This is a genomic window from Caulobacter sp., assembly GCF_017744445.1.
GTDB lineage: Bacteria > Pseudomonadota > Alphaproteobacteria > Caulobacterales > Caulobacteraceae > Caulobacter.
In genome coordinates, this window is the sequence record NZ_JAGIBH010000017.1 from 35,447 (window position 1) to 61,456 (window position 26,010).

The 26,010-nt window shown below is 68.4% G+C and carries 21 protein-coding genes; 11 read left to right on the plus strand and 10 right to left on the minus strand.

Annotated elements, in window-relative coordinates:
- The first annotated feature begins 62 nt into the window (after positions 1-62).
- The 3 genes from J7528_RS20850 to J7528_RS20860 all read left to right on the plus strand — a co-directional run bounded on the left by J7528_RS20850 (position 63) and on the right by J7528_RS20860 (position 3,582).
- The gene (locus tag J7528_RS20850) at positions 63-758 is read left to right on the plus strand and encodes a chromosomal replication initiator DnaA (RefSeq protein ID WP_291878579.1); all 696 of its coding nucleotides are present in this window, start codon (positions 63-65) and stop codon (positions 756-758) included.
- Positions 759-973: 215 nt separating this feature from the next.
- Complete coding sequence (locus J7528_RS20855; protein WP_291878458.1) at positions 974-3,199, plus strand: RNA degradosome polyphosphate kinase; 2,226 nt, start codon at positions 974-976, stop codon at positions 3,197-3,199.
- Positions 3,196-3,582 (plus strand): hypothetical protein, encoded by a 387-nt coding sequence (locus J7528_RS20860; RefSeq protein WP_291878461.1) that lies wholly within the window; start codon positions 3,196-3,198, stop codon positions 3,580-3,582. Before J7528_RS20855 ends, J7528_RS20860 begins: the two co-directional genes overlap by 4 nt.
- Here J7528_RS20860 and J7528_RS20865 read toward each other — a convergent pair.
- On the minus strand, positions 3,579-4,535 hold the full coding sequence (locus tag J7528_RS20865) for a phosphotransferase (protein ID WP_291878463.1): 957 nt from the start codon (positions 4,533-4,535) through the stop codon (positions 3,579-3,581). The genes J7528_RS20860 and J7528_RS20865 overlap by 4 nt on opposite strands.
- A 170-nt stretch (positions 4,536-4,705) precedes the next feature.
- Here J7528_RS20865 and J7528_RS20870 point away from each other — a divergent pair, with 170 nt between their 5' ends.
- Complete coding sequence (locus J7528_RS20870) at positions 4,706-6,193, plus strand: Ppx/GppA phosphatase family protein (RefSeq protein WP_291878465.1); 1,488 nt, start codon at positions 4,706-4,708, stop codon at positions 6,191-6,193.
- A gap of 154 nt (positions 6,194-6,347) precedes the next feature.
- On the plus strand, positions 6,348-6,632 hold the full coding sequence (locus tag J7528_RS20875; protein ID WP_291878466.1) for a hypothetical protein: 285 nt from the start codon (positions 6,348-6,350) through the stop codon (positions 6,630-6,632).
- 7 nt (positions 6,633-6,639) lie between these two features.
- On the opposite strand, the gene J7528_RS20880 is transcribed toward J7528_RS20875, so the two are convergent.
- The 4 genes from J7528_RS20880 to rnd form a co-directional block, all read right to left on the minus strand.
- Positions 6,640-8,178, minus strand: coding sequence for an MFS transporter (locus J7528_RS20880; protein WP_291878469.1), 1,539 nt, complete (start codon positions 8,176-8,178; stop codon positions 6,640-6,642).
- 88 nt (positions 8,179-8,266) lie between these two features.
- Positions 8,267-9,556, minus strand: coding sequence for a serine hydrolase domain-containing protein (locus J7528_RS20885; RefSeq protein WP_291878471.1), 1,290 nt, complete (start codon positions 9,554-9,556; stop codon positions 8,267-8,269).
- A gap of 76 nt (positions 9,557-9,632) precedes the next feature.
- On the minus strand, positions 9,633-11,297 hold the full coding sequence (locus J7528_RS20890; protein ID WP_291878474.1) for an ATP-binding protein: 1,665 nt from the start codon (positions 11,295-11,297) through the stop codon (positions 9,633-9,635).
- A gap of 155 nt (positions 11,298-11,452) precedes the next feature.
- Positions 11,453-12,622 (minus strand): ribonuclease D, encoded by a 1,170-nt coding sequence (gene rnd / locus J7528_RS20895; protein WP_291878476.1) that lies wholly within the window; start codon positions 12,620-12,622, stop codon positions 11,453-11,455.
- Between the two features lie 136 nt (positions 12,623-12,758).
- Here rnd and purM point away from each other — a divergent pair, with 136 nt between their 5' ends.
- From purM to J7528_RS20910, 3 genes are all read left to right on the plus strand, one after another.
- Positions 12,759-13,784: a phosphoribosylformylglycinamidine cyclo-ligase gene (gene purM, locus J7528_RS20900; protein ID WP_291878479.1), complete on the plus strand. Its 1,026-nt coding sequence runs from the start codon at positions 12,759-12,761 to the stop codon at positions 13,782-13,784.
- Positions 13,784-14,368: a phosphoribosylglycinamide formyltransferase gene (gene purN, locus J7528_RS20905; protein ID WP_291878484.1), complete on the plus strand. Its 585-nt coding sequence runs from the start codon at positions 13,784-13,786 to the stop codon at positions 14,366-14,368. The genes purM and purN overlap by 1 nt, the downstream gene beginning before the upstream one ends.
- A 94-nt stretch (positions 14,369-14,462) precedes the next feature.
- A complete protein-coding gene (locus J7528_RS20910) occupies positions 14,463-15,083 on the plus strand; it encodes a DedA family protein (protein ID WP_291878490.1) in 621 nt (206 codons plus the stop codon).
- Positions 15,084-15,206: 123 nt separating this feature from the next.
- Here J7528_RS20910 and J7528_RS20915 read toward each other — a convergent pair whose 3' ends face one another.
- Positions 15,207-16,775 carry a hypothetical protein gene (locus J7528_RS20915; RefSeq protein ID WP_291878492.1) on the minus strand — a complete coding sequence of 523 codons (1,569 nt, stop codon included), beginning with the start codon at positions 16,773-16,775 and terminating at the stop codon, positions 15,207-15,209.
- A 126-nt stretch (positions 16,776-16,901) separates the two neighbouring features.
- Positions 16,902-17,321 carry a nucleoside-diphosphate kinase gene (ndk, locus tag J7528_RS20920; RefSeq protein WP_291878494.1) on the minus strand — a complete coding sequence of 140 codons (420 nt, stop codon included), beginning with the start codon at positions 17,319-17,321 and terminating at the stop codon, positions 16,902-16,904.
- Positions 17,322-17,417: 96 nt separating this feature from the next.
- On the opposite strand from ndk, the gene J7528_RS20925 reads away from it, so the two are divergent.
- Both J7528_RS20925 and J7528_RS20930 read left to right on the plus strand, forming a co-directional pair.
- Entirely contained in the window at positions 17,418-19,283 is a 1,866-nt protein-coding gene (locus J7528_RS20925; protein WP_291878496.1) for an ABC-F family ATP-binding cassette domain-containing protein, read from the plus strand.
- 78 nt (positions 19,284-19,361) lie between these two features.
- A complete protein-coding gene (locus J7528_RS20930) occupies positions 19,362-19,763 on the plus strand; it encodes a hypothetical protein (protein ID WP_291878498.1) in 402 nt (133 codons plus the stop codon).
- A 1-nt stretch (position 19,764) separates the two neighbouring features.
- Here J7528_RS20930 and J7528_RS20935 read toward each other — a convergent pair whose 3' ends face one another.
- On the minus strand, positions 19,765-20,670 hold the full coding sequence (locus tag J7528_RS20935) for a LysR family transcriptional regulator (RefSeq protein ID WP_291878500.1): 906 nt from the start codon (positions 20,668-20,670) through the stop codon (positions 19,765-19,767).
- A 135-nt stretch (positions 20,671-20,805) separates the two neighbouring features.
- On the opposite strand from J7528_RS20935, the gene J7528_RS20940 reads away from it, so the two are divergent.
- On the plus strand, positions 20,806-21,555 hold the full coding sequence (locus J7528_RS20940) for an SDR family oxidoreductase (RefSeq protein ID WP_291878502.1): 750 nt from the start codon (positions 20,806-20,808) through the stop codon (positions 21,553-21,555).
- Positions 21,556-21,663: 108 nt separating this feature from the next.
- On the opposite strand, the gene J7528_RS20945 is transcribed toward J7528_RS20940, so the two are convergent.
- Both J7528_RS20945 and J7528_RS20950 read right to left on the minus strand, forming a co-directional pair.
- Positions 21,664-23,355 carry a cellulase family glycosylhydrolase gene (locus J7528_RS20945; protein WP_291878504.1) on the minus strand — a complete coding sequence of 564 codons (1,692 nt, stop codon included), beginning with the start codon at positions 23,353-23,355 and terminating at the stop codon, positions 21,664-21,666.
- An 82-nt stretch (positions 23,356-23,437) separates the two neighbouring features.
- Positions 23,438-25,864, minus strand: a complete 2,427-nt coding sequence (locus J7528_RS20950; protein WP_291878507.1) for an MASE1 domain-containing protein — start codon at positions 25,862-25,864, stop codon at positions 23,438-23,440.
- Between the last annotated feature and the right edge of the window lie 146 nt (positions 25,865-26,010).

Below are 26,010 nucleotides of genomic sequence, written 5' to 3' on the forward strand. Positions count from 1 at the left end.
CCCTACCCGGCGGGTCGCCCTATATGGCAACCAACACGTTCACCACGCCGGGCGCCCGAGGCTTGTCCAACCAGTTCAGACTACCGCTGGCCGCCACGCCGACCTATGCTCGGGAAGACTTCGCCGTCTCGCCCGGCAATAGCGACGCCGTGGCGCGGCTGGACGCTTGGCCGGACTGGTCCGAGGGGCGGCTGGCGCTGGTCGGGCCGGCCGGGAGCGGCAAGACGCACCTGGCGCGAGCCTGGGCCGCGCGGGCCGACGCGGTGATCATCGACGCCACCGGCCCGGCGGCGGCCGCGCCCGACCTGCCGGCGCTGCGCGGCAAGGCCATCCTGGTCGATGACGCCGACCGGCGCGGCGAAGGCCAGGCGCTGTCGGACGAGGCTTTGTTCCACATCCTCAACATGGCCGGGGTCGACGGCGGGACCGTGCTGCTGACCGGCCGCGTCGCGCCGCTGGCCTGGGAGACCTCGGTGGCGGACCTGCGCTCGCGGCTGAACGCCCTCTCCGTGGCCGCGATCGAGGAGCCCGACGACGTGGTGCTGGAGGCGGTGCTGCGGCGGGCCTTCGCGCAGCGGCTCTTGAAGCCCGATCCGGACCTCTATCCCTACCTGGTTTCGCGCCTGCCCCGCTCGGCGGCCGAGGCGATCGCGGCGGCGGACCTGCTGGACGAAGAGGCGGCCGAGCGGCGGCGGGAGTTGAACAAGGCGCTGGCGCGGGACGTGCTGGGGGATTTCGAGGGGGAGGAGGAGCTTTAGGGCTCACCCCTACTCCGTTTCCCCGGCGAAAGCCGGGGCCCAGATTCACCCCGATCGGTTTGAGTGTTCGCGCTCAACCGCTTTGACCAAATTCCAATCTCCCTGGGTTCGATCTGGACCCCGGCCTTCGCCGGGGAGACGGTATTGGGGGTTGTCTTCGTCCCGTCACTTGTCTCGTTCACCATGGCGGAACACACTCCGCCTATAGTGATCCCATGACTGACGCCGTGACCATGCCGCTAGCCGCAAATGTTCCGCAGACGGAAAGCCAGACGAGCCTCGTCCTCGACGGCGAGCTGATGGCCTCGCCCGAGCGGTTCTTCAATCGCGAGCTGTCGTGGCTGGCCTTCAACCAGCGGGTCCTGGAAGAGAGCGCCAATCCGCGCCACCCGCTGCTGGAACGCCTGCGGTTCCTGTCGATCAGCGCCAACAACCTCGACGAATTCTACATGGTCCGCGTGGCCGGCCTGAAGGGCCAGGTGCGCGAGGGCGTGCGGGTGGTCAGCCAGGACGGCCTGACGCCGGGCGAGCAGCTGACCCACATCAACGCCTCGGCCTTCGAGCTGATGACCGAGCAGCAGAAGATCTGGCGCCAGGTCCGCACCCAGCTGTGGGACGAGGGCCTGAAGCTGCTGGACGCCAAGGACATCGAGGGCGAGGACCGCAAGCTGGCCGAGGACATCTTCCTCAACCAGATCTTCCCGGTGATGACGCCGCTGGCCATCGACCCGGCCCACCCGTTCCCGTTCATCCCGAACCTGGGCTTCTGCCTCGCTTTGAAGCTGCGCCGGATCTCGGACGACAAGCATCTGTACGCCCTGGCCCCGATCCCCTCGCAGGTGCGGCGGTTCTGGGAGCTGAGCTCGGTCGTCACGCGCGGCAAGAAGCGCCAGCGCAAGATCGTGGCGCTGGAAAGCTTCATCATCCTGTTCCTGGACCACCTGTTCCCCGGCTACGAGGTCGAGGGCCGGGGCCTGTTCCGCCTGATCCGCGACAGCGACCTGGAGATCGAGGAAGAGGCCGAAGACCTGGTGCGCGAGTTCGAGGCGCGGCTGAAGAAGCGCCGCCTGGGCCGCGTGGTGCGGGTCAAGATCCAGACCACCATGCCGCCGGACCTGCGCGAGTTCATCATCGAGGGCCTGCGCGCCGAGCCGGAAGACGTCGTTTTGGTCGACGGCAAGCTGGGCCTGGCCCAGATGTCGGAGCTGATCCCGCCGGACCGTCCGGACCTGAAGTTCCCGCCCTTCAACGCCCGCTTCCCCGAGCGCATCCGCGACCATGGCGGCGACTGCTTCGCGGCGATCCGCGAGAAGGACATCCTGGTCCACCACCCGTTCGAGAGTTTCGACGTGGTGGTGCAGTTCGTGCGCCAGGCGGCGCGCGACCCGAACGTGCTGGCGATCAAGCAGACCCTCTACCGCACCTCCAAGGACAGCCCGATCGTGGCGGCCCTGATCGAGGCGGCCGACAACGGCAAGAACGTCACCGCCCTGGTCGAGATCAAAGCCCGCTTCGACGAGGAGAATAACCTCAAATGGGCGCGCGACCTGGAGCGGGCCGGCGTGCACGTGGTGTTCGGCTTCGTCGACTGGAAGACCCACGCCAAGCTGTCGGTGGTGGTGCGCCGCGAGGCCGACCAGACCCTGCGCACCTACTGCCACTTCGGCACCGGCAACTATCACCCGCAGACGGCGCGGGTTTATACCGACCTCTCCCTCTTCACCTGCGACCCCGCCCTGGGGCGCGACGGCGGCAAGCTGTTCAACTTCATCACCGGCTACGCCCAGCCCGGACGGCTGGAGAAGCTGTCGTTCTCGCCGCATACGCTGAAGCCCGACCTGCTGCGGATGATCGAGAGCGAGGCCGACGCGGCGCGTGCCGGCAAACCGGCCGCCATCTGGGCCAAGATGAACGCCGTCGTGGACCCGCAGATCATCGACGCCCTGTACGCGGCCAGCCAGGCCGGCGTGCAGATCGACCTGGTGGTGCGCGGCATCTGCTGCCTGCGTCCGGGCATCGCGGGCCTGTCGGAGAACATCCGGGTCAAGTCGATCGTCGGCCGCTTCCTGGAGCACGCTCGCGTCGTGGCCTTCGCCAATGGCGGGCCGATGCCCAGCGCCCAGACGCGCCTCTTCATCAGCTCGGCCGACTGGATGCCGCGCAACCTGGACCGCCGCGTCGAGAGCCTGGTGCCGATCGAGAATCCGACCGTGCACCAGCAGGTGCTGGACCAGATCATGGTCGCCAACCTCAATGACGAGGCCCAGAGCTGGAAGCTGGACAGCGAGGGCGACTACGCCCGCGACCCGGCCTGGAACAGCAAGGGCGCGTTCTCGGCCCACGACTACTTCATGACCAATCCCAGCCTGTCGGGTCGCGGACACAAGACCACCGACATGCCGCGGGCCTTCGACCACGTGGGCCCCAAGCGGAAACGGTGAGGCGACTAGGCCTGCTCCTGCCGCTGGCGCTGCTGACGGCCTGCGGGCCGACGGGCCAGCGGCGGGCGGACCTCTGCGCCATCCAGGCCCTGCCCTCGCGCCCCGGCGTCGACCGCTTCGGCGTCCCGCCGGGCGTGGAGCGCAAGGCCCAGGCCGAAGGCGCGGTCTACGGGCCAGGGATCGCCGGCGGCTACCGGATCCGCTGGTGGGGCCTGTGCGGCAAGAAGGCCGACACCACGGACATGATCCTGATCGGCCCCACGCCCTGGGCCCTGACCAAGGGCGGCGAGCGCGCCCACGGCCGCCAGGTCAGCTACGGCACCTGCTATCACCGAAACGATGGCGACGGCTGGCGCACGGTGGCCTGTCGGATCAATCCCTAGACCGCGACGGCTACGGCCGCCTCGAACGCCGGTGAGCCGATATTGGCCCGCGCTGTGCGCAGCCGCGCCAGGCCGTAGGCTTGCCGGCCCTCGGGCGTGTCCAGCAACGGCTCCCCCAGCGCCAGGCCCTGGTGGAGAACGTCCAGCTCCGGCCCGTCCAGCCTCTCCGCCCTCGCCTGCCCGGCCAGGAAGATCGCCGCGTGGAAGATGTGGCTGACCTGCCGGAACAGCCACAGCCTCGCCCGCTCGACGTCGGTGGCCTCGCGGTTGAAATAGGTGCGCAGCAGCAAGGCCTCGGCGTCCGGATCGGCGGCGTAGATATTGGCGATAGCCGCCAGGTCCACGTAACGATCCGCCCGGAACGCCGCCTCCCAGTCGATCAGCCACACCCGACGGCCGTCATGGATCAGGTTGCGCGGGTTGAGGTCGTTGTGGCTGGACACCGGCTGCGGCCTCAGCGCCTTGCAGGCCGCGTAGAGCCGCCGCCAGGGCGCGAAGGCTCCGTTCGGGACCGAGCTCTCCGCCTGCCCGACCAGCGCGTCGAGCCCGTCCAGATAGTCGACCAGCGGCGGAAAGCCTTCGATGCCGTGCAACACCCGCACCGCCTGGGCCAGCTCGACCACGAGGTCAGCCCGCACGCCCAGGTGCTCCCGCGCCTCGATGTGATCCAGAATCGCCACCCCGTCGTCCGGATCGGCATACCGCACGCGCGGCGCCAGGCACGCCTCGGCGGCCAGCTTCATGCAGGCATACGACCGATGCGGATCGCGCAGTTCGTCGCGCTCAGGCGCCTCGACCTTGAGCAGATAGCCGATGCCGCCCACGCGGACGCGCCACACGCCCGCGCCCGACAGTCCGCCGGACAAAGGCGTCCAACCGTCGAGAGCGTCGGTCCCGAACGCGACGCGCAGGGCCTTGGCGACGGCAGGAAACTCAGCGGGCGAAGGCGACATCGGCGGAACCTCTCGAAAGCGGCTGCCTTATTCACCCGGATGAAATTAGAGTCAATATAACCCGGATAATATTTTGAAGCGTTTTCCGACAAGCCTTTCGGCGCGTTCTTCCCCATGCAATTTCGAACGGACCGGCTTCCCCTGATCCGCGAATAGGCTAAACCGGACCCATGCCATTCCAGGCGCCGCGCGACGCGGCCGTGATCGATATCGGCTCCAACTCGGTCCGCCTGGTGGTGTACCGGCTGGAAGGCCGCGCCATCTGGACCGTCTTCAACGAGAAGGTCCTGGCGGGCCTGGGCCGCGACCTGGCCAAGACCGGCCGCCTGGCGCCCGACGGCGTCATCCAGACCCTGCAGGCGCTCAAGCGCTTCCGCGCCGTGCTGGAGGCGGTCAATCCGGCCGAGACCTTCGCCGTCGCCACGGCCGCCGCGCGCGAGGCCGAAGACGGCCCCGACTTCATCGCCCGCGTGAAGGCCGAGACCGGCTTTTCCGTCCGTGTGCTGAGCGGCGAGGAAGAGGCCCACTACGCCGCCGTTGGCGTGCTGGCCGGCGCGCCCGACGCCACCGGCGTGGTCGGCGATCTGGGCGGCGCCAGCCTGGAGCTGATCCGCCTGAACGCCACCGGCGCCGGCCAGGGGGTGACCCTGCCGCTAGGTCCGTTCAGCCTCAGTTCCCCCACCGGTTTCGACGGCGAGCGCGTCCGCCGCCTGGCCCGCGAGCGCATCGCCGCCGTCGCCGACGACTTCAAGACCGACACCTTCCACGCCGTGGGCGGCGCCTGGCGCAACCTGGCTTTGCTGCACATGCGACTGTCGGGCTATCCGCTGCACGTCGTGCACCAGTACGAGATCCCGGCCAACGAGGCCCTGGAGGCCGCGCGCCTGGTCGCCCACCAGTCCAAGAGCTCGCTCGAGCGCATCGAGGGCATGAGCAAGAAGCGCTCGGAGACCCTGCCCTACGCCGCCGTGGTGCTGGAGACCCTGATCGAGCAGCTGCAGCTCAAGCGCATCGAGATATCGGCCTTCGGCGTGCGCGAGGGCCTGCTGTTCGAGGCCATGCCGCCGCGCGTGCGCGGCCTGGATCCGCTGATCGAGGGCTGCACGGCCCTGGGCGCCCGCCAGGGCGTGGCCGACGACCTGGGCGTGGCGCTGGACGCCTGGATCACCCCGGCCTTCCGCACCCTGCCCCCGCTGTTTGGCGAGCGTGACGGAATCCTGGTCTCGGCCGCCTGCCGCCTGTCGGATGTCGGCGCCCGCCTGCACCCCGACCATCGCGCCGACCTCGTGTTCGAGCAGGTGCTGCGCGCGCCCATCGCCGGCCAGACCCACGCCGAGCGCTGCTTCCTGGCCGTGGCCGCCCACGCCCGCCACGCGACCAACTTCCATCCACCGGAGCTGCAGACCCTGGAGCGCCTACTGGATCCCGCCCAGCTGAAACGCGCCCGCGCCCTAGGCGCCGCCATGCGCCTGGCCTGCGACCTCTCGGGCCGCAGCCCCAGCCTCCTGGTCCACTCGCGCCTGACCCTGGACAAGAACCACCTGACCCTAGCCGCCGAGCCCGGCTTTGCCGATCTGCTCCTGGGCGAACAGACCAGCAAGCGCGCCAATACTGCCGCGCAACACCTTAACCTGAAATCCAAGATTATTACCGGATAGTTTCAGGTATAGACGGCGTCAAAATCATGCTTAACCGAGCCTGAACTTCCCCAATACGGGGAAAATGACAAGTTGTCGCAGGCAAACGCGGTTCTTCGAGCATGGTTTGTTAGCTTTACCTCGCGCATCGTGACCTCAACAACAAAGGAGGTCAGTGATGTTGCAGCGTAAGTTCGACTATCTGGACGCTATCGCCCCCTTGGCCGACAAGACTCCCGAAGCCGCCAAGCGCCCCGACCTGCGGATCGCCAACGATCACGACGCGGCCGTCGCCAGCGGCGCCCGCACCCTGCAATCGGAACTGGGCCGCGTCTTCGCCCAGGAAAACACCTGGTCGGTTCGCCGCACCGTCGCCATCGGCGTGGTCTTCCACCTGGGCGTCTTCTGCGCCCTGGGCCTGGCGGCCGGCGGCGCGCTGAGCCAGTTCGCACACCACTAGCCAGCCGCTATTCCAGCGCCCGCAGGTCCCGCCCGCGTGTTTCGCGCCCCAGGGTGACGACCAGCGCGAGCGACAGCACCGTCAGGCCTCCCACGATCGCCGCCGCGACACCCAGCGGCGGCGCCAAGGCCGCGACGCTGAGCCCCTGAGCCAGCAACCCGCCCAGCTTGCTGCAGCCGGCGATCCAGCCTGAAGCGCGTCCTCGGATGCGCAGCGGGAAGTTCTCGGCCGTATAGGGCAGGATGATCGAGATGACGCCGCTTGAGCCCACGATCAGCAGGGCCAACGGCGCGATCGGATTGGCCAGGGCGGCCACGCCCAGGCTGCGCAGGAGCAGGCCGAACAGGCCCAAAGCCGTCAGGCCCAGCATCAGGGCCAACGCTCCGCGCGTGCTCCAGGCGCTGTAGAGCCAAACCGACACCGCCACGGTCGGAGCGGCGATCAGGGTCGATTTGGCGATCAGGCTCGAGGCGGCTTCGACGCTGACGCCCTCAGCCACCAGGGCGCTGGGCAACCACAGCAGAATCCCGAAATTTACGAGGCCCCAGGCCAAGGCGGCCAGGGTCAGGGCGGCCGTGACGCCGCGATAGCGGTGATCGATCGGCGGCAGGTGCGAGTGATCGGGCTCGGCCGCCGACGCGCCCGTGCGGATGGCCGCGCCGAAGCGGCTGAGCATGGCCAGGGCCTCGGCCTTGCGGCCGGTGTGCAGCAGGAACCGCGCGGACTCGGGCAAGAGCGGGCTCAGAGCGATCAGGATCAAGCCGGTGGGCAGGTTCAGGAACCACATGACCCGCCAGCTCCAGACCGGCTGCAGCCAGGCCGACAGGGCGCTGGCGGCAAAGTATCCGCCGACCGCGCCGATGCCGCCGACCAGAACCAGGCTCCAACCTCGGTGCTTGGTCGGCATGATCTCGGCCAGCAGAGCATAGGCGACGGGCAGCATGCCGCCGGCGGCCGCGCCCATCAGGAAACACATGCCGACGTTCCACCAGAAGTCCGGCATGGCCCCGCAGATCGAGGTGCCGACGAACATCACCGACGACAGCAGGATCGAGGCGCGCCGCCCATAGATGTCGGCCAGCCAGCCCCACAGGAACGAGCCGACGACCGTGCCCGACAGCGCCGCGAACGGCAGGGCCGAGGCGATGGCGCCGGTCACCCCGTACTCGACCTTCATTCCCGGCACGACGAAGCCCAGGCTGGCCGGCTTCATGATGTCGATGATCAGGGCCAGGGCCAGCAGCGCGCACATCAACCAGTGCGACCGGGTCAGGGGCGCGTCCTCCGGCGGAGCGATCTCGCCATCGATGCTGGTGTCGTCGTCGACGCGCGGCAGCAGGCCGAAGGCGGCCAGGCCGATGCCGACCAGGATCACCGCCATGCCCCACAGCATCTCGGCGTCCATGGGCATGCCGACCAGGCGGAAGCCCATGTTCCGGCCCATCCAGTACATGGGCAGATGCAGGACGACGCCGGCGGTGACCAGCAGGCACCCCAGCCAGAAGGCCCAGCCGTGACGGCGATCCCCGAAGAGCTGTGTCAGCATCGATGTCCCCCTGGCCGGGCGCGCTCATGACTCGGCGCGCCGCGATCGGCAGCCAAGGTGGCTCAGGTTCGGTCGGGGGTGAAGCCCCCTACCCCGACACCTCGGCCGCGCTGGTCACCGCCGGCGCGCCGCTGTCCAGGTCCAGATAGTCGGTGAACGGCAGCTGGAAGGCGCGGTCGAAGAATTCGGCCTGGAAGCGGAAAGGCAGGTTGGCGTCGCTGTTCCACAGCATGACGATGCCGGTCTTGGTCGCCGGGTCGAACATCATGGTCGAGCGATAGCCCGATACCCCGCCGCTATGGCCGATCAGGTGGTGGCCCTTGTAGTCGAAGCTGCGCATGCCCAGGCCGTAGCCGGGCGACTTCAGTTCGCGCGCGATGTTCAGGCGGCCATAGGGCCTGCCCGTAGCGACGCGGGCGCGCTGCACCTCGTCCAGCACGGCGGGCGGCAGGACGTCGGGGCGCAGGCCCATCTGGGCCTGCATCCAGGCGGCCAGGTCGACGATGGTTGAGTTGACCCCGGCGGCGGCGGGCACGCGGTAATAGGCCTCCGACAGCTTCAGCTCATTGCCGTGGCGATGCGGCCGGGCCCAGTGGGCGGCCGAGGTCAGGCCCGCCATGCCGATGGTCGCCCCGCTCATGCCCAAAGGCTGGAAGATCCGGCGGCGCACCGTGTCGGCATAGGGCGCGCCGGTGCGCTCGCGGATGACCTCGCTGATCGTGTCGTAGGCGATGTTCTGGTAGCTGTGGCAAGTGCCCGGCGGGCAGACCGGCTTCAGCGCCCCGAAGCTGCCGCGGATCTTGGCCGGGTCCTGACCGTCCTCCAGCTGACCGTCATAGGCGTTCTTGCCCAGGCCGGTGCGCTGAGACAGCAGCTGCTCGATCGTCAGGCTGGTCTGGGCCTCGCCGGGCAGGCGCAGGCTGGTGTCGAAGATGCCCAGGGGGTCATGCAGCGAGAAGGTCCCGTCCGCCGCCAGCCGCGCCGACAGCGTGCCGGCGATGGTCTTGGACAGCGACGCCCAGCGGAACACCGTCTGGGGCGTGACCGGCTCGCCGTGCTGGCTGGCGGTGACGCCATATCCCTTCACGAACGACAGCCGCCCCTGCTCGACCACGGCGACGCCCAGGCCCTCCATCGAGGGGTCGCTCATCATGGAATTGATGCGGGCGTCGAAGGCCTTGTAGTCGATGGTCCCGTGCCAGTCGGCCGGCGCCACGGGAAGCGGAGCGGCCAGTTGCGCGGTCGCTTCGGGGCCCGTCTTGGCGGCGTGGTCGCGGGCGCGCGGCAGCAGCACCGCCCCGACGATGACCAGCAGCACGCCCCCGGCGATCAGCCACTGAACATGCCGCTTCTTGCTGAGGACCCCGACGTCAGACACTACCGATAGAACCTTGAATCACCTGGGAGACTTCTACGCAGGATCGCCCGCCATGTGGGGCGAAAATAGGTAGAGGTCAGCCGAAAAGCGCCGTGTAGAGGTCCTTGGCGTTCACCGGCTTCTCGACCCAGCCGGTCATGCCCGCCTCGCGGCAGGCGGCGACCTCTTCTGGCGAGACCGCGCCGGTGACGGCGATGACCGGAGTGGCGCGATTGGCGCGGCTGGCGCGCAGGCGGCGCGTGGCCTCCAGGCCGTCGACGCCGGGCATGCGCACGTCCATCAGGATGGCGTCGAACACCTGCCGCTCGGCCATGGCCAGGGCGGTCAGGGCGTCCTCGGCGGTCTCGACGCGCGCGCCGAAGGCTTCCAGCATCTGGCGCAAGGCGCGACGGTTGATGTCGTGATCGTCGACCACCAGGATCAGCGGCGCCTCGCCGCGGGTCTCCAGGGCCTCATCCGGCGTCGGCGCGGGCGGCTCGGCGCCGTGGGGCGCGGGCAAGCGCAGGGTGAAGCGGGCGCCGCCGTCCTCGGCATTGGCGGCCGACAGCTCGCCGCCCATCAGCCGAGCCAGGTCGCGGCTGATCGACAGGCCCAGTCCCGTGCCGCCGAACGATCGCGCGGTGTCGGCCCCCGCTTGCTCATAGGGGCTGAACAGGCGCTCGATCTGGTCCTCGCCCAGGCCCGGCCCGGTGTCGCGCACCTCGATCGAAACCATGCGCGGCGGTTGGTTGTCGACGCGGACGCCGACCGTGACCGCGCCCTCGGCGGTGAACTTGATGGCGTTGCTGAGCAGGTTGTTGAGCACCTGGCGCACGCGCATGGGATCGCCCCGCACCCACTGCGGCAAGTCTTCGACGCCATTCAGGACCAGACAGACGCGCTTGGCCTCAGCGGCGGTGCGCCAGAAGCCGACCGTGTCGCCGACCAAGGCCCGCAGGTCATGGTCGACGATCTCGACCCCCATGCGCCCGGCCTCGATCTTCGAGAGGTCCAAGAGGTCGTTCAGCAAGGTGCGCATCATGGCGCCGGCGTCGGCGATCAGCGAGGCGCCGGATTGGTCGCGCTCCAGGGCTTCGGCGCCGTTCAGGATGGCGTTGATGGGCGTGCGCAGCTCGTGGCTGACCATGGCGATGAAGGCCGACTTGGCGGCGGTCTGGGCCTCGGCGGCGCGGCGGGCGGCGCGCTCGGCGGCCAGGGTGCGCTGCGACCACAGGAAGACCATCGACAGCGTCAGGCAGAAGAGCCCGACGCCGGCCAGGAAGAATGGCCAGATCGGATCGTGCACGGCGCCGGCGACCAGCGGCGTGACGACCAGGTAGCTGACATGCGGCGTGACGGCCGCGACGAAGGCCGCCACGCAGCCCTGCGCCCCCATCAGGGCGGTGATGATCGAGCCGGACAGCAGCAGGATGGCCCCGGCCGCGCCGACGGGCGTGCCCGTGGCCCAGACCGGAATGGCCAGCCAGCCGAACACCAGGGCCAACGCGATGTCGGCGGCGAGGTTCAGCGCCACGATCCGACGCGGGTCGACGCTTTTCAGAAAATGGTTGAGCGCCGCCACTTCGGCGACCTGGGCCAGGACGTACAGGGTCGACCAGGGCAGGACGAACTCGAGGCCCGGCTTGGCGATCGCCAGAGCGGCCAGCACCAGGACGACGAAGAGGCGGAGGGGAACCTGCTTGCGGCGCGAAATCGCCGCGGGGCGGTAGGCGACCGCCAGATTCTCCCAGAAAGCACTCAACGCTAATCCCCTACTCGGCGCGTCCGGTCTCCGTGGGGCCCCGGGCGCGACGCCTTGTACGCCAGCAATCCTTTGCGTGGCCTTGTACAGGACCCGATACGGGTAGGAAAAGCCCTACTTCCCTTAAGGTCATAGGGCTTTCGAGCGCGGCGTATTTAGTCAGCCTTGGGCGCGCGACGCACTTCGACGACGCGGACCTTGGCGCCGTCCAACACCAGGGCCAGCTCGCCGCGCTTGATCTTCAGGGCGTCGGCCCCGAAGGCGTCGCGGCGCCAGCCGGCCAGGGCCGGCGTGGTGGCGTTGTCGTCGGCGGCGATCTTTTCCAGGTCCGAGACCGTGGCGATCAGCTTGGACGCGACGCCTGCCTCTTCGGCGCGGGCCTTCAGCAGCACCTTCAGCAGCTCGACGACGGCGCCGGCGTTCTGGGGCGGCGGCGGGCCGGGCTTGTCGACGACCGGGGCGTAGCCTTCCGGATCGGCCAGGGCGGCCTTGATCGCCGCCAGCAGGTCGGGACCGAACTTGCTGCCGCCGAAGCCCTTGGGCACCCCGCGAAGGTTGTTGAGGGCGTCCAGGCTGGTCGGCGCCTGGGTGGCCAGCTCGTCGATGGCCTCGTCCTTCAGGATGCGGCCGCGCGGCTGGTCGCGGTTCTGGGCGGTGCGCTCGCGCCAGGCGGCGACGGCCTTGAACACGGCCAGATACTTCGGTGCGGTCTTGCGCGGACGCAGGCGGCGCCAGGCCTTTTCCGGATCCACGTCATAGGCGGCCGGATCCGAGATCGCGGTCATCTCCTCCTCGACCCAGGCCAGGCGACCCGAGGTCTCGAGACGCTCGCGCAGGATCGGGAAAAGTTTCGCCAGGTGCGTGACGTCGGCCAGGGCGTAGCTCAGCTGGGCGTCGGTCAGCGGCCGGCGGGCCCAGTCGGTGAAGCGGCTGGACTTGTCCAGCTCGATGCGCAGCATCTGGCGAACCAGGGCGTCATAGGCGATCTGCTCGCCGAAGCCCGCCGCCATGCCGGCGACCTGGGTATCGAACAGCGGACGCGGCATGGCCTTGAGATTGTTGAAGATCTCGACGTCCTGACGCGCGGCGTGGAACACCTTGAGGATGCTGGTGTCACGCATGACGGCCAGCAGCGGCTCAAGGTCGATGCCATCGGCCAGAGGGTCGATGACGGCTTCGTGCGTCGGCGACGCGACCTGGATCAGGCACAACTTGGGCCAGTAGGTCGTCTCGCGCATGAACTCGGTGTCGACGGCGACGAAAGGCTCGCCCGCGAGCGCATTACAGAACGCCGCCAGCTCGGCGGTGGTGGTGATCGGCTTCATCGGCTGCTAATAGCCTCGCGCACCCCCGAGTCTGCAAGCGTCAAGACGCGCTCAGCCTACCGGGAAAGCAAATTTTCCGCGTGTTCGGAGGATCTTACCGTCCTCCGATAGATCCAGAGCGAGCGCCAGAGCGACCATGAGCGATCAGCCGAACGGCCTTACCTACGCCCAGGCGGGTGTCGATATCGACGCGGGCAACGCCCTGGTGGACGCCATCAAGCCCCTGGCCAAGGCCACCCGCCGCCCCGGCGCGGAAGCCAGCCTGGGCGGTTTCGGCGCCCTGTTCGACCTGAAGGCGGCTGGTTACGAAGACCCCCTGCTGGTCACCACCACCGATGGCGTCGGCACCAAGCTGCGCATCGCCATCGATGCGGGCATGCACGCCACGGTCGGCATCGACCTGGTGGCGATGTGCGTCAACGACCTGCTGGCGCAGGGCGCCGAGCCGCTGATGTTCCTGGACTACTTCGCCACCGGCAAGCTGGATATCGAGACCGCCAAGAGCGTGGTCGCCGGCATCGCCGAGGGCTGCAAGCTGGCCGGCGCGGCCCTGGTGGGCGGCGAAACCGCCGAAATGCCGGGCATGTACAGCGACGGCGAATACGACCTGGCCGGCTTCTCGGTCGGCGCCGTGGACCGCGACGACGTCCTGCCCAAGCTGGACAAGCAGCGCGCCGGCGACATCATCATCGGCCTGGGCTCGTCGGGCCCGCACTCGAACGGCTATTCGCTGGTGCGCCGCGTGGTCGAGCGCTCGGGCCTGGCCTGGGACGCCCCCTGCCCATTTGAAGACGGCAAGACCTTGGCCGAGGCCCTGATGGCCCCGACCCGCATCTATGTGAAGTCGCTGCTGCCCCTGCTGCAGTCGGGTCGCATCAAGGGCGGCGCGCACATCACCGGCGGCGGCCTGATCGAGAACCCGCCCCGCGCCATCGCCGAAGGCCTGGCCGCCGAGTTCGACTGGAACGCCTGGGCCCAACCGCCCGTGTTCGACTGGCTGGCCCAGGTCGGCGGCGTCTCGGAACATGAGATGCGCCGCACGTTCAACTGCGGCGTGGGCTTCATCGTCATCGTGGCGCAAGCCGACGCCGAACCAGTCCTGGCCGCCCTGCTGAACGCTGGCGAGGACGCCTTCATCTGCGGCCAGCTGGTCAAGGCTTGATGAGCGCAAAGACAAAGGTCGCCGTCCTGATCTCGGGCCGGGGCTCCAACATGGAGGCCCTGGTTCGCGCGGCGAAGGCGGCCGACTGCCCGTTCGAGATCGCCCTGGTCCTGGCCAACAAGCCCGACGCCGGCGGCCTGGCCACGGCGGCTGCCGAAGGCATCGAGGCCCTGTGCGTCGACCAGAAGCCCTTCGGCAAGGATCGCGAGGCCCACGAGCGGGCTATCGACGCGGCCCTGCGCGAGCGCGGCATCCAGGTCATCGCCCTGGCCGGCTACATGCGCATCCTGACCCCGTTCCTGGTCGACGCCTGGGAAGGCCGGATGCTGAACATCCACCCATCCCTGCTGCCCGCCTATCCGGGCCTGGACACCCACGCCCGCGCCATCGCGGCCGGTGACGCCGAGGCCGGCTGCACGGTCCACCTGGTCACGGCCGGCGTCGACGAGGGCCCGATCCTGGGCCAGGCCCGCGTGCCGATCCTGCCGGGCGACGACGACCACAGCCTGGCCGCCCGCGTGCTGGAGCAGGAGCACAAGCTCTATGCCGCCACGCTCTCCGCCTTCGTGACCGAACGCCTCTGACCAAGGCGACTGGGACGGCGTGTCGCAGGCCCTAACGGCGCATAAAGCCTAACGGGTCAGAACTTCGTCACTATGTGTCGCCATGATGCCCTTCATGGACGCCTGGATCGCCGATCTCTTTCGAGTCGCCGCCGACAACGCCGGTTTCGCCGGCGTGGCGCTGTTCGTCTTCACGCTGCTGGAGGCGCTGCTGGTCGTCGGCCTGCTGATCCCGATCCTGGGCGTGATGCTGGCCGCCGGCGCGCTGATCGCCCAGGGCGTGCTGCATCCCGTCGAAGCCATCCTGTGGTGCAGCGCCGGCGCGGCCGCCGGTGACGCCGTCTCCTATCTGATGGGCCGAGGCCTGGGCGGCCGTCGCGCCACCCGCTTTCTGTTCGCCGGCAAGCGCCGCCTGGCCGCCCGCGCCAAGCTGCTGACCCGCCGTCACGGCGTGCTGGCCATCGCCGCCGCCCGTTATCTGGGCCCCGCGCGTCCGTTCATCCCGATCCTGGCCGGCGTGTCCCGTTCGGGCGGCTGGAGCTTCCAGGTCGCCAATATCCTGTCCGCCCCGCTTTGGGTGGTCTCGCTGCTGGCCCCCGGCTATCTGGCCGCCCGGAACTTGCAGATGTTCGGCAGCAACCCGGCCCTGGCCAGCGGCATCGTGCTGGCCGTGATCCTGGCCGTCGGCCTCGTGGCCATGGGCTTCAAGCGCACCCAGCGCCTGCGGGCTATTTAAAACCGGCTATCCCCGCGAAGGCGGGGACCCAAGCTGAGCCTGACGGTCGAGCTAGACCACGCCGCATCCTGAAAATCGGCTTGGATCCCCGCTTTCGCGGGGAAGATCGGGCCGTGGGTATATCTATTTAGGGTCAGTCTGCGCCGCCACACTGGCCATCGCGTCCAGCACCCGCTTGGCCTGACTGGCCGCCAGCCCGCCATTCGGATCCGCGGAGATCGGCTTCAGCAGCTGATAGGCGGTTGCCGCATCGTCGGCGTAGAGGAAGGCCATCGCCGCCACCAGGCGGATCTTCGTCACCTCCGGCGCCAGGGTCACGGCCCGACGCAGCAGCGCGAGCCGCTCTGGCGACGGAGTGTCGCCCTCGGTCATGGTCTGGGCCAGCAGGAACAGGGTCTGGTAGTCGTTCGGTTCGGCCGCGTCGGCCTTGCGCAGATAGGCCTCGGACTGGGCCAGCAGCGCCGTGCGGTTCGCCTTGTCGGCCGCCGCCCGATACAGCTTGCTGGTTCCCATCAGCCGCAGAGCTTGCAGGTTGTCGCCATCCTCGGCCAGCAGCTGCGTCAGCAGCTTCTCGCCCTTGTCGCGGTCGCCCAGGGTGATCTCGGCCCGCGCCAAGGCCTGGCGACTGTAGCGCTCGTCCGGCCGGCGCGCGGCGGCCTTGCGGATCTTGCTCAGCAGGTCGGCGCGATCGGGCGCGGCCCCGGTCTTCATCTGCTGCAGCTCGAGGATCAGGTCGTCGGCTCCCGCCGGCATCCTTCGGATCTTGATTGGCGCTGCCGGGCCGCCGACTCGCGTCAGCGTCGTAACCACCGGCTCCTTGCGCACGAATGCCCGCAAGGCATCGGGCAAAGCCTCTAGCGGCTGACCGAACACCTCCGCCCAGATCGCCTTGGGATCCCCCTCAGCGCCCGCGACACGGTCCAGATAGGTCGCCAGCCGCGCCTTGCGGTCGGGGTCGGCCCACAGGTAGCGAACCAGCAGGGCCGACTGGGCGTCGAAGCGCTGGCGCTCGGGCAGGCTCCAGGCATCGCCGGTCTCGGCGATGATGTCGGGGATCCGCTCCAGGCCGCGCATGGCCAGGGCGTCGTCGAACAGGGCCGGCGTGCGGCCGATGGCCAGGGTCTTGGGCTGGATGTCGACGCTGCTGTAATAGATGGCCGCGCCCTTCGTCAGCCAGCGCGGCTGGCGGAACGGGAAGTTCTCGCTGAAGAAGTGGAAGGCGTAGGCGCCCAGCACCACGTCATCGCCGGCCGTCCAGTCGACCACGCCGAAGAAGGCGAAGTCATCGCGCACCACCACGGCGAAGATGTCTTCGACCTCGGCCACGTCCAGCGACAGCGCGGTGACCGCCGCGCTGGGCATGAAGCGGCGATACTGGGTGTTCATGTTCGCCCCGACCTCGGCCGCGCGAACCAGATAGATCGGAAACTTGCGCGGCGGCGGCCCGTCCTGGCGGCCGTACAGCCCCCGCAGCAGCTGATCCAGCGCCTCCAGGTCGGCAACCGTCTTGCGCAGGATCTCTGGGTTCTCGTCGGAATAGACGACGACATGCTGGCTCTCGGCCCGCAGCCACCGGCCACTGGCCTGGGGCGAGACGACGACGTCGTCGACGGACTGGGCGTGGGCCGGCGCGGCGCCGGCCAGCGCGACCGCCAAGCCACACGCGATCGCGATGTCTCGAACAGCCGCCAAACCTGGTCCCCCACAGACTCCCTGCGGAAGAGATAGGCCAAGGCCGCACAAAACGGATGTCATACGCGCAAAGAAAAAGGCCGGAGCTTTCGCTCCAGCCTCTTCCTGTCGATAAGGCGGAAAGCCTTAGCCGACGATTTCTTCTTCGGTGAAGAACTGGGCGATTTCGATGCCCGCGTTCTCCAGGCTGTCCGAGCCGTGGACCGAGTTTTCGCCGATCGACAGGGCGAATTGCTTGCGGATGGTGCCTTCGTCGGCGTTGGCCGGGTTGGTGGCGCCCATGACTTCGCGGTACTTGGCCACGGCGTTGTCGCCCTGCAGCACTTGGACGACGACCGGCTCGGCGGTCATCTGCGCGACGAGTTCGCCGTAGAACGGACGCTCGGCGTGCACTTCGTAGAACTTCTTGGCTTGGGCTTCGGTCAGCTTCACGCGACGCTGAGCGACGATGCGCAGGCCGGCGGCCTCGATCACGGCGTTGACGGCGCCGGTCAGGTTGCGGCGGGTGGCGTCCGGCTTGATGATCGAGAAGGTGCGTTCGGTCACGGTAGTGATCTCACAGAAAAGTTGTGAATTGGGAGGTTGCGGGCTTATAGCCGTGCGCCTCCTCCCCGCCAACCCCGCCGCGTAACCTTCACGAAAATGCTTCAGATCAACGACCTGACGTTCAGCGCCTGGGGACGGAAGTTCTTCGACCATGCCAGCGTAAGCCTGCCGCCCGGCTCCAAGGTCGGCCTGATCGGGCGCAACGGCGTGGGCAAGTCCACCCTGTTCAAGCTGATCCTGGGTCACCTGGCCGTCAGCGACGATGAAATCAGCCTGCCCAAGACCGCCAAGATCGGTTCGGTGGACCAGGAACACCCGGCCACGCCCTTTACCCTCTTGGAGACGGTGCTGGAGGCCGACGAGGAGCGTCACAGCCTGCTGACGCGGCTGGAGACCGCCGATCCCGAGGAGATGGGCGAGATCTGGGCCCGGTTGATCGAAATCGATTCCGACGCCGCCCCGTCCAAGGCCTCGGAAATCCTGGTGGGTCTGGGCTTCACCCAGGACGATCTGGCGCGGCCGATGAGCGAGTTCTCGGGCGGCTGGCGCATGCGCGTGGCCCTGGCCGCGGCGCTGTTCGCCGAGCCGGACATGTTGCTGCTGGACGAACCGACCAACTATCTCGACCTGGAAGGCGCGCTGTGGCTGGAGGCCCGCCTTCAGAAGTATCCGCACACCGCCCTGATCGTCAGCCACGACCGCGAGCTGCTCAACAACAGCTGCACGCACATGCTGCACCTGGCGAACGGCAAGCTGGAACTCTACACCGGCGGCTACGACGACTTCGAGAAGCGCCGCGCCGAGAAGGCCCGCCTGCAGCTGTCGGCCAAGGCCAAGCAGGACGCCGAGCGCGCCCACCTGCAGGCCTTCGTCGACCGCTTCAAGGCCAAAGCCTCGAAAGCCGCCCAGGCCCAGTCGCGCATGAAGCGCCTGGCCAAGATGGAGCCGGTGGCCACCACCATCGAGGAGCGCGTCGCGCCCTTCACCCTGCCCTCGCCGCCCAAGCCCTTGCCGCCGCCGCTGATCCGGCTGGAGAAGGCGTTCGTCGGCTATGAGGCCGACCGCGCGATCCTCAAGAACCTCAACCTGCGCATGGACCTGGACGACCGCATCGGTCTCTTGGGCGTCAACGGCGCGGGCAAGTCGACCTTCGCCAAGATGATCGCCGGCGCCCTGGGCGTGCAGAAGGGCGAGTTCCACCGCGACAAGAAGATGAAGGTCGGCTGGTTCCACCAGCACCAGATCGAGGCGATGGATCCCAACGACACCCCGCTGGAGATCATCCGCCGGGCGATGCCGGAAGCGTCGGAAAGCTCGCGCCGCTCGAAGCTGGCGCAGTTCGGCCTGGGTTTCGAGAAGCAGGAGACCAAGGTCGACGCGCTGTCGGGCGGCGAACGGGCCCGCCTGCTGCTGAACCTGGTGGCGATGGACGCGCCACACATGCTCATCCTCGACGAGCCGACCAACCACTTGGATATCGACAGCCGCCGGGCCCTGCTGGACGCGCTGAACGACTATATGGGCGCGGTGATCCTGATCACCCACGACCGCTCGCTGATGGAGCTGGTCGCCGACCGCCTGTGGCTGGCCGCCGACGGCACGGTGAAGCCCTTCGACGGCGACATGGACGACTACGCCAAGTTCGTGCTGGACCGCGCCAAGCTGGCGGTGAAGCCAACCCAAGTGGCGCGCGAGCCGGTGGCCGCCGCCGCTCCGGCGCCGAAGAAGGTCGCTGTCGAGCCTCTGCGTCGCAAGGTCGAGGCGGCCGAGCAGGTCATGAACCGCGCCACCCGTAACCTGGCCGAACTGGACGCCCAGCTCGAGGATCCCGACCTCTACGTCAAGAACCCGGCCAAGGTCGCCGAGCTGACCAAGCGGCGCGAAAATGCCAAGTCCAAGCTGGACGAGGCCGAGGAAGCGTGGATGACCCTGGCCGAAGAGCTAGCCGACGCCGAAGCGTGACCGTACAGGTTTAGGGTAAACGGCTGTGAACCAAGAAGTTTAGCGCTTCCGCGACACCTGCGGGCGCATGGTGCGCTCATGAGTAGCGCCCATCCCCGCAACCACGTCGTGGCCAATCCGGAAGGATTGTCCTCGTCGGTCGTCCTCGAGGCGTTCGCCGAATGGGTGAACGACCGGATCGGCGAAGCCATGCGGATCGAGATGGACCTGGCCTTCCGCGACCGCCCGTTCGACATCGAAATCGGCCGCGTCCCGGCCCTGGTTGGCTGGGAGCACAAGTTCATCCAGCCCGGCGCGCCCGCGCCCAAGGGCAAGATGTGGACGGTCTATCGCCTGCACGCCCAGGACGGCCGCCCCGCGCACCTGCCGCAATCGGGCGACCTGGTCGAAGACCTGACGCCGCTGCTGGGCGAGCTGGGCTATCTGGGCGTGTTCGAGGACGGCGTGGCGATGTTCCCGGGCGTCGGGAAGCGAAAATAAGTCAGCGATCCCAAGGCGGCGTTCCCTTGAACGCCTCGGCCAGGAAATCCACCATCAGGCGCACCTTGGCCGACAGGTGCCTGCGGCTGGGATAGACCGCCAGCACGTCGATGTCGGGCAGGCTCCAGTCCGGCAGCAGGCGCACCAGCTTTCCGCTGCGCAGATCGTCTCCGATGATGAAGGTCGGCTGCCAGATCACGCCTTGGCCGGCCAGCGCCGCCGCACGGGTCGTGTCGCCATTGTTAGAGTACATGACCGGCTGCATCCGTACGACCGCTTGGCGGCCATCCGTGTGGGTCAGTCCCCAATCCTGCGCCATGGCCGTGTAGCTGTAGGCCAGGCAGCGGTGCGCCCCGAGTTTGTCGGGCGTCGTCGGCGTGCCGTGCGCTTTCAGATACTCCGGCGAAGCGCAGACGATGTTGCGCGAGGTCGCCAGCTTGCGGGCCACGTGGGTCTGCGAGCCGCCACGCGAGATGCGGATGGCCAGGTCGTAGCCCTCCTCCACCAGGTCGACGACGCGGTCGGACAGGCTGATCTCCAGCTCGACCTTCGGGTGGCGGGCCATGAACTGCGGCCACAGGCCCGCCAGGTGTCGGACGCCGAAGCTGAGCGGCGCGTTGATCCGCAAACGGCCGCGCGGCTCGGCGACATTGGCCGAGGCGGCGGCTTCGGCTTCGGCGATCTCGTCCAGGATGGCGCGGGCGCGTTCGTAGAGCGCCTCGCCGGCTTCGGTCAGCGACAGCCGCCGCGAGGTGCGGTTCAGCAGGCGCGCGCCCAGATGCGCCTCCAGCTCGTTGACGTAGCGGGTGACATTGGCCGGCGAGGTGTCCAGCGCTTCGGCCGCCTTGGCGAAGCCGCCGCGGCCGACCACGGTCGTGAAGACCTCGAACGCACGCAGCCGATCCATGCTCGCCCCATCATTCCGAAAAGCTGAATGATAAGTACTGTTTCATCCTATCGTTCAAGGGGCGTGCGGAGCCTAAATCACCGTCACTGACCGACGCGCGGTGCGACGGCCCGTCAAACGGAAAGGTTCACTGACATGTCCCGCCTCGCCAACAAGACCATCCTGATCACCGGCGGCACCACCGGCATCGGCTTCGCCGCCGCCCAGCGCGCGATCGAAGAAGGCGCCAAGGTCGCCATCACCGGCGCCAACGCCCAGCGCCTGGAAGAAGCCAAGGCCGCGCTCGGTGGTGACGTCGTCGCCATCCTGGCCGATGCCGGCGACGTGGCGGCTCAAGCCGACATCGCCAAGCAGGTCGAAGCCGCCTTCGGCAAGCTGGACGCCGTCTTCGTCAATGCCGGCATCGCCCCGTTCGGCCCGCTGGAAAGCTGGACCGAGGAGACCTTCGACCGCGCCATCGGCGTCAATCTGAAGGGCCCGCTGTTCCTGGTCCAGGCCCTGGCCCCGATCCTGAGCAACCCGGCCTCGATCGTCTTCAACGGCTCGATCAACGCCCATATCGGCATGCCCAATTCCAGCGTCTACGCCGCCAGCAAGGCCGGCCTGATCTCGCTGGCCCGCACCCTATCGGGCGAGCTGATCGGCCGCGGGATCCGGGTCAATGTCATCAGCCCCGGGCCGGTGAGCACGCCGCTCTACGGTAAGCTCGGCCTCGATAGCGCCCAACTGGACGCCATGTCGGCCGGCATCCTGGCCAACCTGCCCGCCGGCCGCTTCGGCGAGCCCAAGGAGATCGCCGACGCGGTGGTGTTCCTGGCCTCGGACGAGAGCCGCTTCACGGTGGGCAGCGAGCTGATCATCGATGGCGGGATGAGCACCCTCTGAAAACTGTCATCCCGGCCAAGCGCGCAGCGCGCCGAGCCGGGACCGCCGGAAGCTCCGAGCTTGTTGCGGTCCCGGCTCTTCGCTTCGCTGCGGCCGGGATGACAGGTTCTATTTGGCCGGCGTGAGCTTGATCGCCGACACCGTCGCCGCTCCCGTCGACTCCACCACCAGCGTATTGGTCCCTGCCATCAGGCTGACGATCGCGCCGCTCTTGACCGCCGCGCCGCCGTTGACCGCGACCTCCATCGGCCCCTCGCCCACCAGGCTAACCGCGTAGCGCCCCGCCGTCGCCGAGACCGTGTAGCGCAGCCATTCGCCGGCCGTGAAGTCGGTGACCTTCAGCGCCCCGTCCGCCGACCGCTCCAGATCCACCCCGTCGTTGCGTCCCGCCCGCCCCTTGTTCCAGGGCGTGCGCTGGCCGCCGGTCGAGACGTGGTAGTTGGCCGCGTCCGCGTCGGCATAGGCCGCGCCGATGACGCCCAGATCGTACTGCCAGGCCGGGATGGTCGCGCCCTTGGCCCCGACCACGTGCTTTCTGAAAGGGCGCGTCGTCGCATCGTGCGGCTGGCGGAACATGGCGTCGATGACGTCCGGATGGGCCTCGTTGTTCTCGAAGCGAACGTCGTGCGAAGCCACCTTCATCAGCACCGAATAGGCCTTGTCCGCGCTCACGGGCGTCTTGGCCTCGCCCGTCAAGGTCGCGACCACATCGTCATAGGCCGGGTCGACCTTGATCTCGAGCGGCTGGTTGAAGCCGATCTTCTTCAGCGGCCAGAACGCCCAGCCGATCTCGTGCTTTTCGACCAGACGGATGGCGTCGGCGAACCAGACGTTGGAGTTCTCGCCGCTCTCGCCCAGCCACAGCGGCAGGCCCGTCTGCTCGCGCAGCTTCAGGTGCTGCTCGATCGAGGCGTCGTCGTTGACGTTCCAGTACTTGTGGAAGCTGAGCGCCATGTTGGCGTCCCAGGGCTTTGGCATGCCCTTGTAATTGTTGCCCCAGCAATTGCCCTCGATGATGATCATGTGGCGCGGGTCGATCGCGCGGATCGCGGCCGTGGCTTCCTGGTAGAAACTCCACAGCTTGTCCTGCTTCTCGTCCTTGCAGCCGTTCTTGTTGCCGGAGCCATCGAAGTCCCAGTTGGGCTCATTCAGCAGGTCGTAGGCCCCGATCATCGGCTCGTCCTTGTAGCGGGCGGCCAGTTTCTTCCAGAGTTCGATGGTCTTGCGCCGCGCCTCGGGGCTGTCCCACAGCGAGGGCTTGGCCGGATCGCGGTCGGCGATCGGCAGGTCGTTGCCCTGGCCGCTGGGCGCGGCGTGCAGGTCGAGGATCAGGTAGATGCCGTTGGCCTTGCTCCAGGCCAGCAGGTCGTCGATCCGCTTGAAGCCGTCCTCATGCCAGGTGTCGACGCCCGCCTTGGGCTCCTGGTCGACCGGCAGGGTCAAGAGGTCGTAGTGCATCGGCAGGCGCACGGAGTTGAAACCCCAGGCCGCCATCGCGTCGATGTCAGCCTTGGTGGTGTGGTTGTCGAGCCAGGCCTTATGGATCGCCTGCTGGCGCGCGGGGCCGACCAAGTCGGCGATCTTGCCCTGGATGACGTGCTGCTGGCCCAGCTTGGACAGGCGCAGCATGTAGCCCTCCTGCAGCATCCAGCCGCCCAGGCCCATGCCGCGCAGGATCACCTGTTGGCCGGTCTCGTCGACAATGCGGGCGTCTTTTGCCTTCAGCCAACCTTCGGCCGATGCGGTGGTGGTGGCGAGGAGTGCGAGCGCGGCAGCGCCCATCGCGAGCCAGGACTTCATGAGACGGCCTCCCTAGAGGTCGCCTCTCAACGGGCGACGCTTACTGGTATGACCAATTCCTGGCGCAGAATGACAACGTTGTCTAGACCGTCTCCTTGGGCGGTCCAGTCAAGGCGTCCGAAAGGGTCGACAGCAGCGAGGCCACCGTCAGCGGCTTGGGCGTGGCGCCGTCGAACACCGGATCCAGCGGCCCCGAGCGCACGTCGGCCGAGAAGGCGATGATCGGCGAGCCGGCGCTGGGCCCCGCCTCGGCCCGGATCCGCTGGGCGGCCGAAACGCCGTCGAGGCGCGGCATGCGCAGGTCCATCAGGATGGCGTCGAAAGCGTCAGCGGCGGCAGCGGCGACGCCCTCCTCGCCATCGACGGCCTCGGCGACATGCACGCCAACCGCCTCGAGCACCGAACGGACCAGCTCACGATTGCCGGCGTTGTCGTCTACCACCAGCACCCGCACGCCCGGCGGCGGCAGAGGCAGCTCGGTCTCCTCGACCTCATCCTCGATCTCGTTGTGCGAAGGCCCGGTCTGGGCGGGGATCTCGAACCAGAAGCGCGCGCCCTGCCCCAGCGTGCTCTCGACGCCGATGTCGCCGCCCATCAGTTCGACCAGGCCGCGCGAGATGGCCAGGCCCAGGCCCGTGCCGCCGTGCTCGCGGTTCAGCGCCTCGTCGATCTGCGAGAAGCGGGCGAAAATCAGGGCCTGATCGGCCTCGGCCACGCCCGGGCCGGTGTCGGTGACGCTCATGCGCAGCCGACCGGTCTGGATGTCGTAGTCGGTCTCCAGCCGCACCTCGCCGACCTCGGTGAACTTCACGGCGTTGCCGATCAGGTTCAGCAGCACCTGGCGCACGCGCTCGGGATCGATGAACAGCTCGGGCGGCGCGGTGTCGTCGCCGACGGAGCGCAGCACCAGGTTCTTGGCCGCCGCATCGGGGGCCAGCATCTCCAGCACTTCGGACACCACGCCGGTGATCGCCACGGTGCGGGGCTCCAGGGTGATACGGCCCTGCTCCAGGCGCGAGAAGTCGAGGATGTCGTTGATCGTCGCCAACAGAGTCCGGCCGCCGGTGGTGATCCGGTCGACATAACGCTTGCCGCGCTGGCTCAGGGCCGGTTCGTCGGCCAGCAGGTTGGCGAAGCCGATCACAGCGGTCAGGGGCGTGCGCAGCTCGTGGCTCATATTGGCCAGGAACTCGCCCTTCACGGCGGCGGCGGTCTCGGCCTCGGCGCGGGCCGCGCGCAGGTCCAGCTCCAGCGTCTTGCGGGCGGTGACGTCACGGATGATGTCGGTGATGCCGGTCGGCGCGCCGGTGACCGGGTCACAGGCCAGGGTCGGACGCGATTCCAGCCAGATCATCCGGCCATCCTGGCGGAAGGCGCGGTACTCGACCGTTTCGGCCGGCGGCGCGGTCACGCCTTCGGGACAGTTGCGCTGCAGCTCGACCACGCGGCGGATCGCGGCGCGGTCGTCCTCGTGCAGGGTCTTGAGATAGGCCGTGCCCAAGAGCTCTTCGGGCTCGTAGCCCAGGATCGTGCGGGCGGCCGGCGAGATGTAGGTCATCTGACCGTGCAGGTCGCTGTGGGCGATGATGTCGAGAGCGCTCTCGGCCAACAGGCGATAGCGGGCCTCGCTGCGTTCGGCCTGGGCCAGGATGGCGCGGCGCTGGCGCTGGAAGGCCGCGACCGGCAGGCTGACGAAGATCGAGACGGCCAGGAACAGCTGCAGCACCGTCGACTGCGTGCCCGTGCCGGCCAGGATCAGGTGGATGGGTCCGCGTCCCGAGATGGTCAGGACCAGGGCGATGGCGGCCACCAGCACCGCGCTCAGCGCAGCGCCCAGCACCTCCTGGCGCCAGGCGACGAACAGCATGACCGGCGGCACCAGGAACAGCAGCGGGTACTTAGCCTGGGCGAAGACCACGGTGGTCATCAGGCAGCAGATGACGATCGACAGCACGCCATCGCGCGTCAGCGGCCGTTCGCGCAGGTAAAGCCCGGCCTTGAAGAACACCAGCAGGCACGGCCCGATGGTCAGCATGCCCAGCATGTCGTTCAGCACCCAGCCGATGACGTTCTGGACCAGGTCGCCGCCGCGCAGCAGCGTGTGGATCGACGAGGCCGCCGTCCCGGCGATCGCCGGGGCCATGAAGCCGCCCAGCAGCACGAAAGCCAGCATGTCGCGCGGCCGGCCCAGGTCGATCGAGTCGCCGGTGACCCGCCGCACGGCATAGGCCGCCAGGGTCGCCTCGGTGATGTTCAGGGTGACCAGGATGACATTGACCAGCGGACTATCGCCGGCATGAGCCCCGGCCGTCAGGGCGCCCAGCACGGCGCCAGCGATCAGGGCCGGCCAGCGCCGCGACGGCGACGACAGCAGGCACGCGGCCAGGAAGCCGTTCGACAGCCAGATCGGGGTGACGTGATTATAGGCGCGCGGGATCTCGACACAGACATAGGCGAGAAACGCAAAGCCGAACGCGACGCCCAACGCCGCCAGGAGCGTGGCCGCCAAGTCCTCTCGGGTTCTGGGTCCGATCGTCGGTTGGTCGACCATGCTCTGAACCAGCCGGCGTCAAGAATCTCCGGCGTTCGAGTTATTTCATCTCAATCGCACGGAAGCCAGAAGAGCTTGGGCCAGAAGAATTGGGAAAAGCGCGG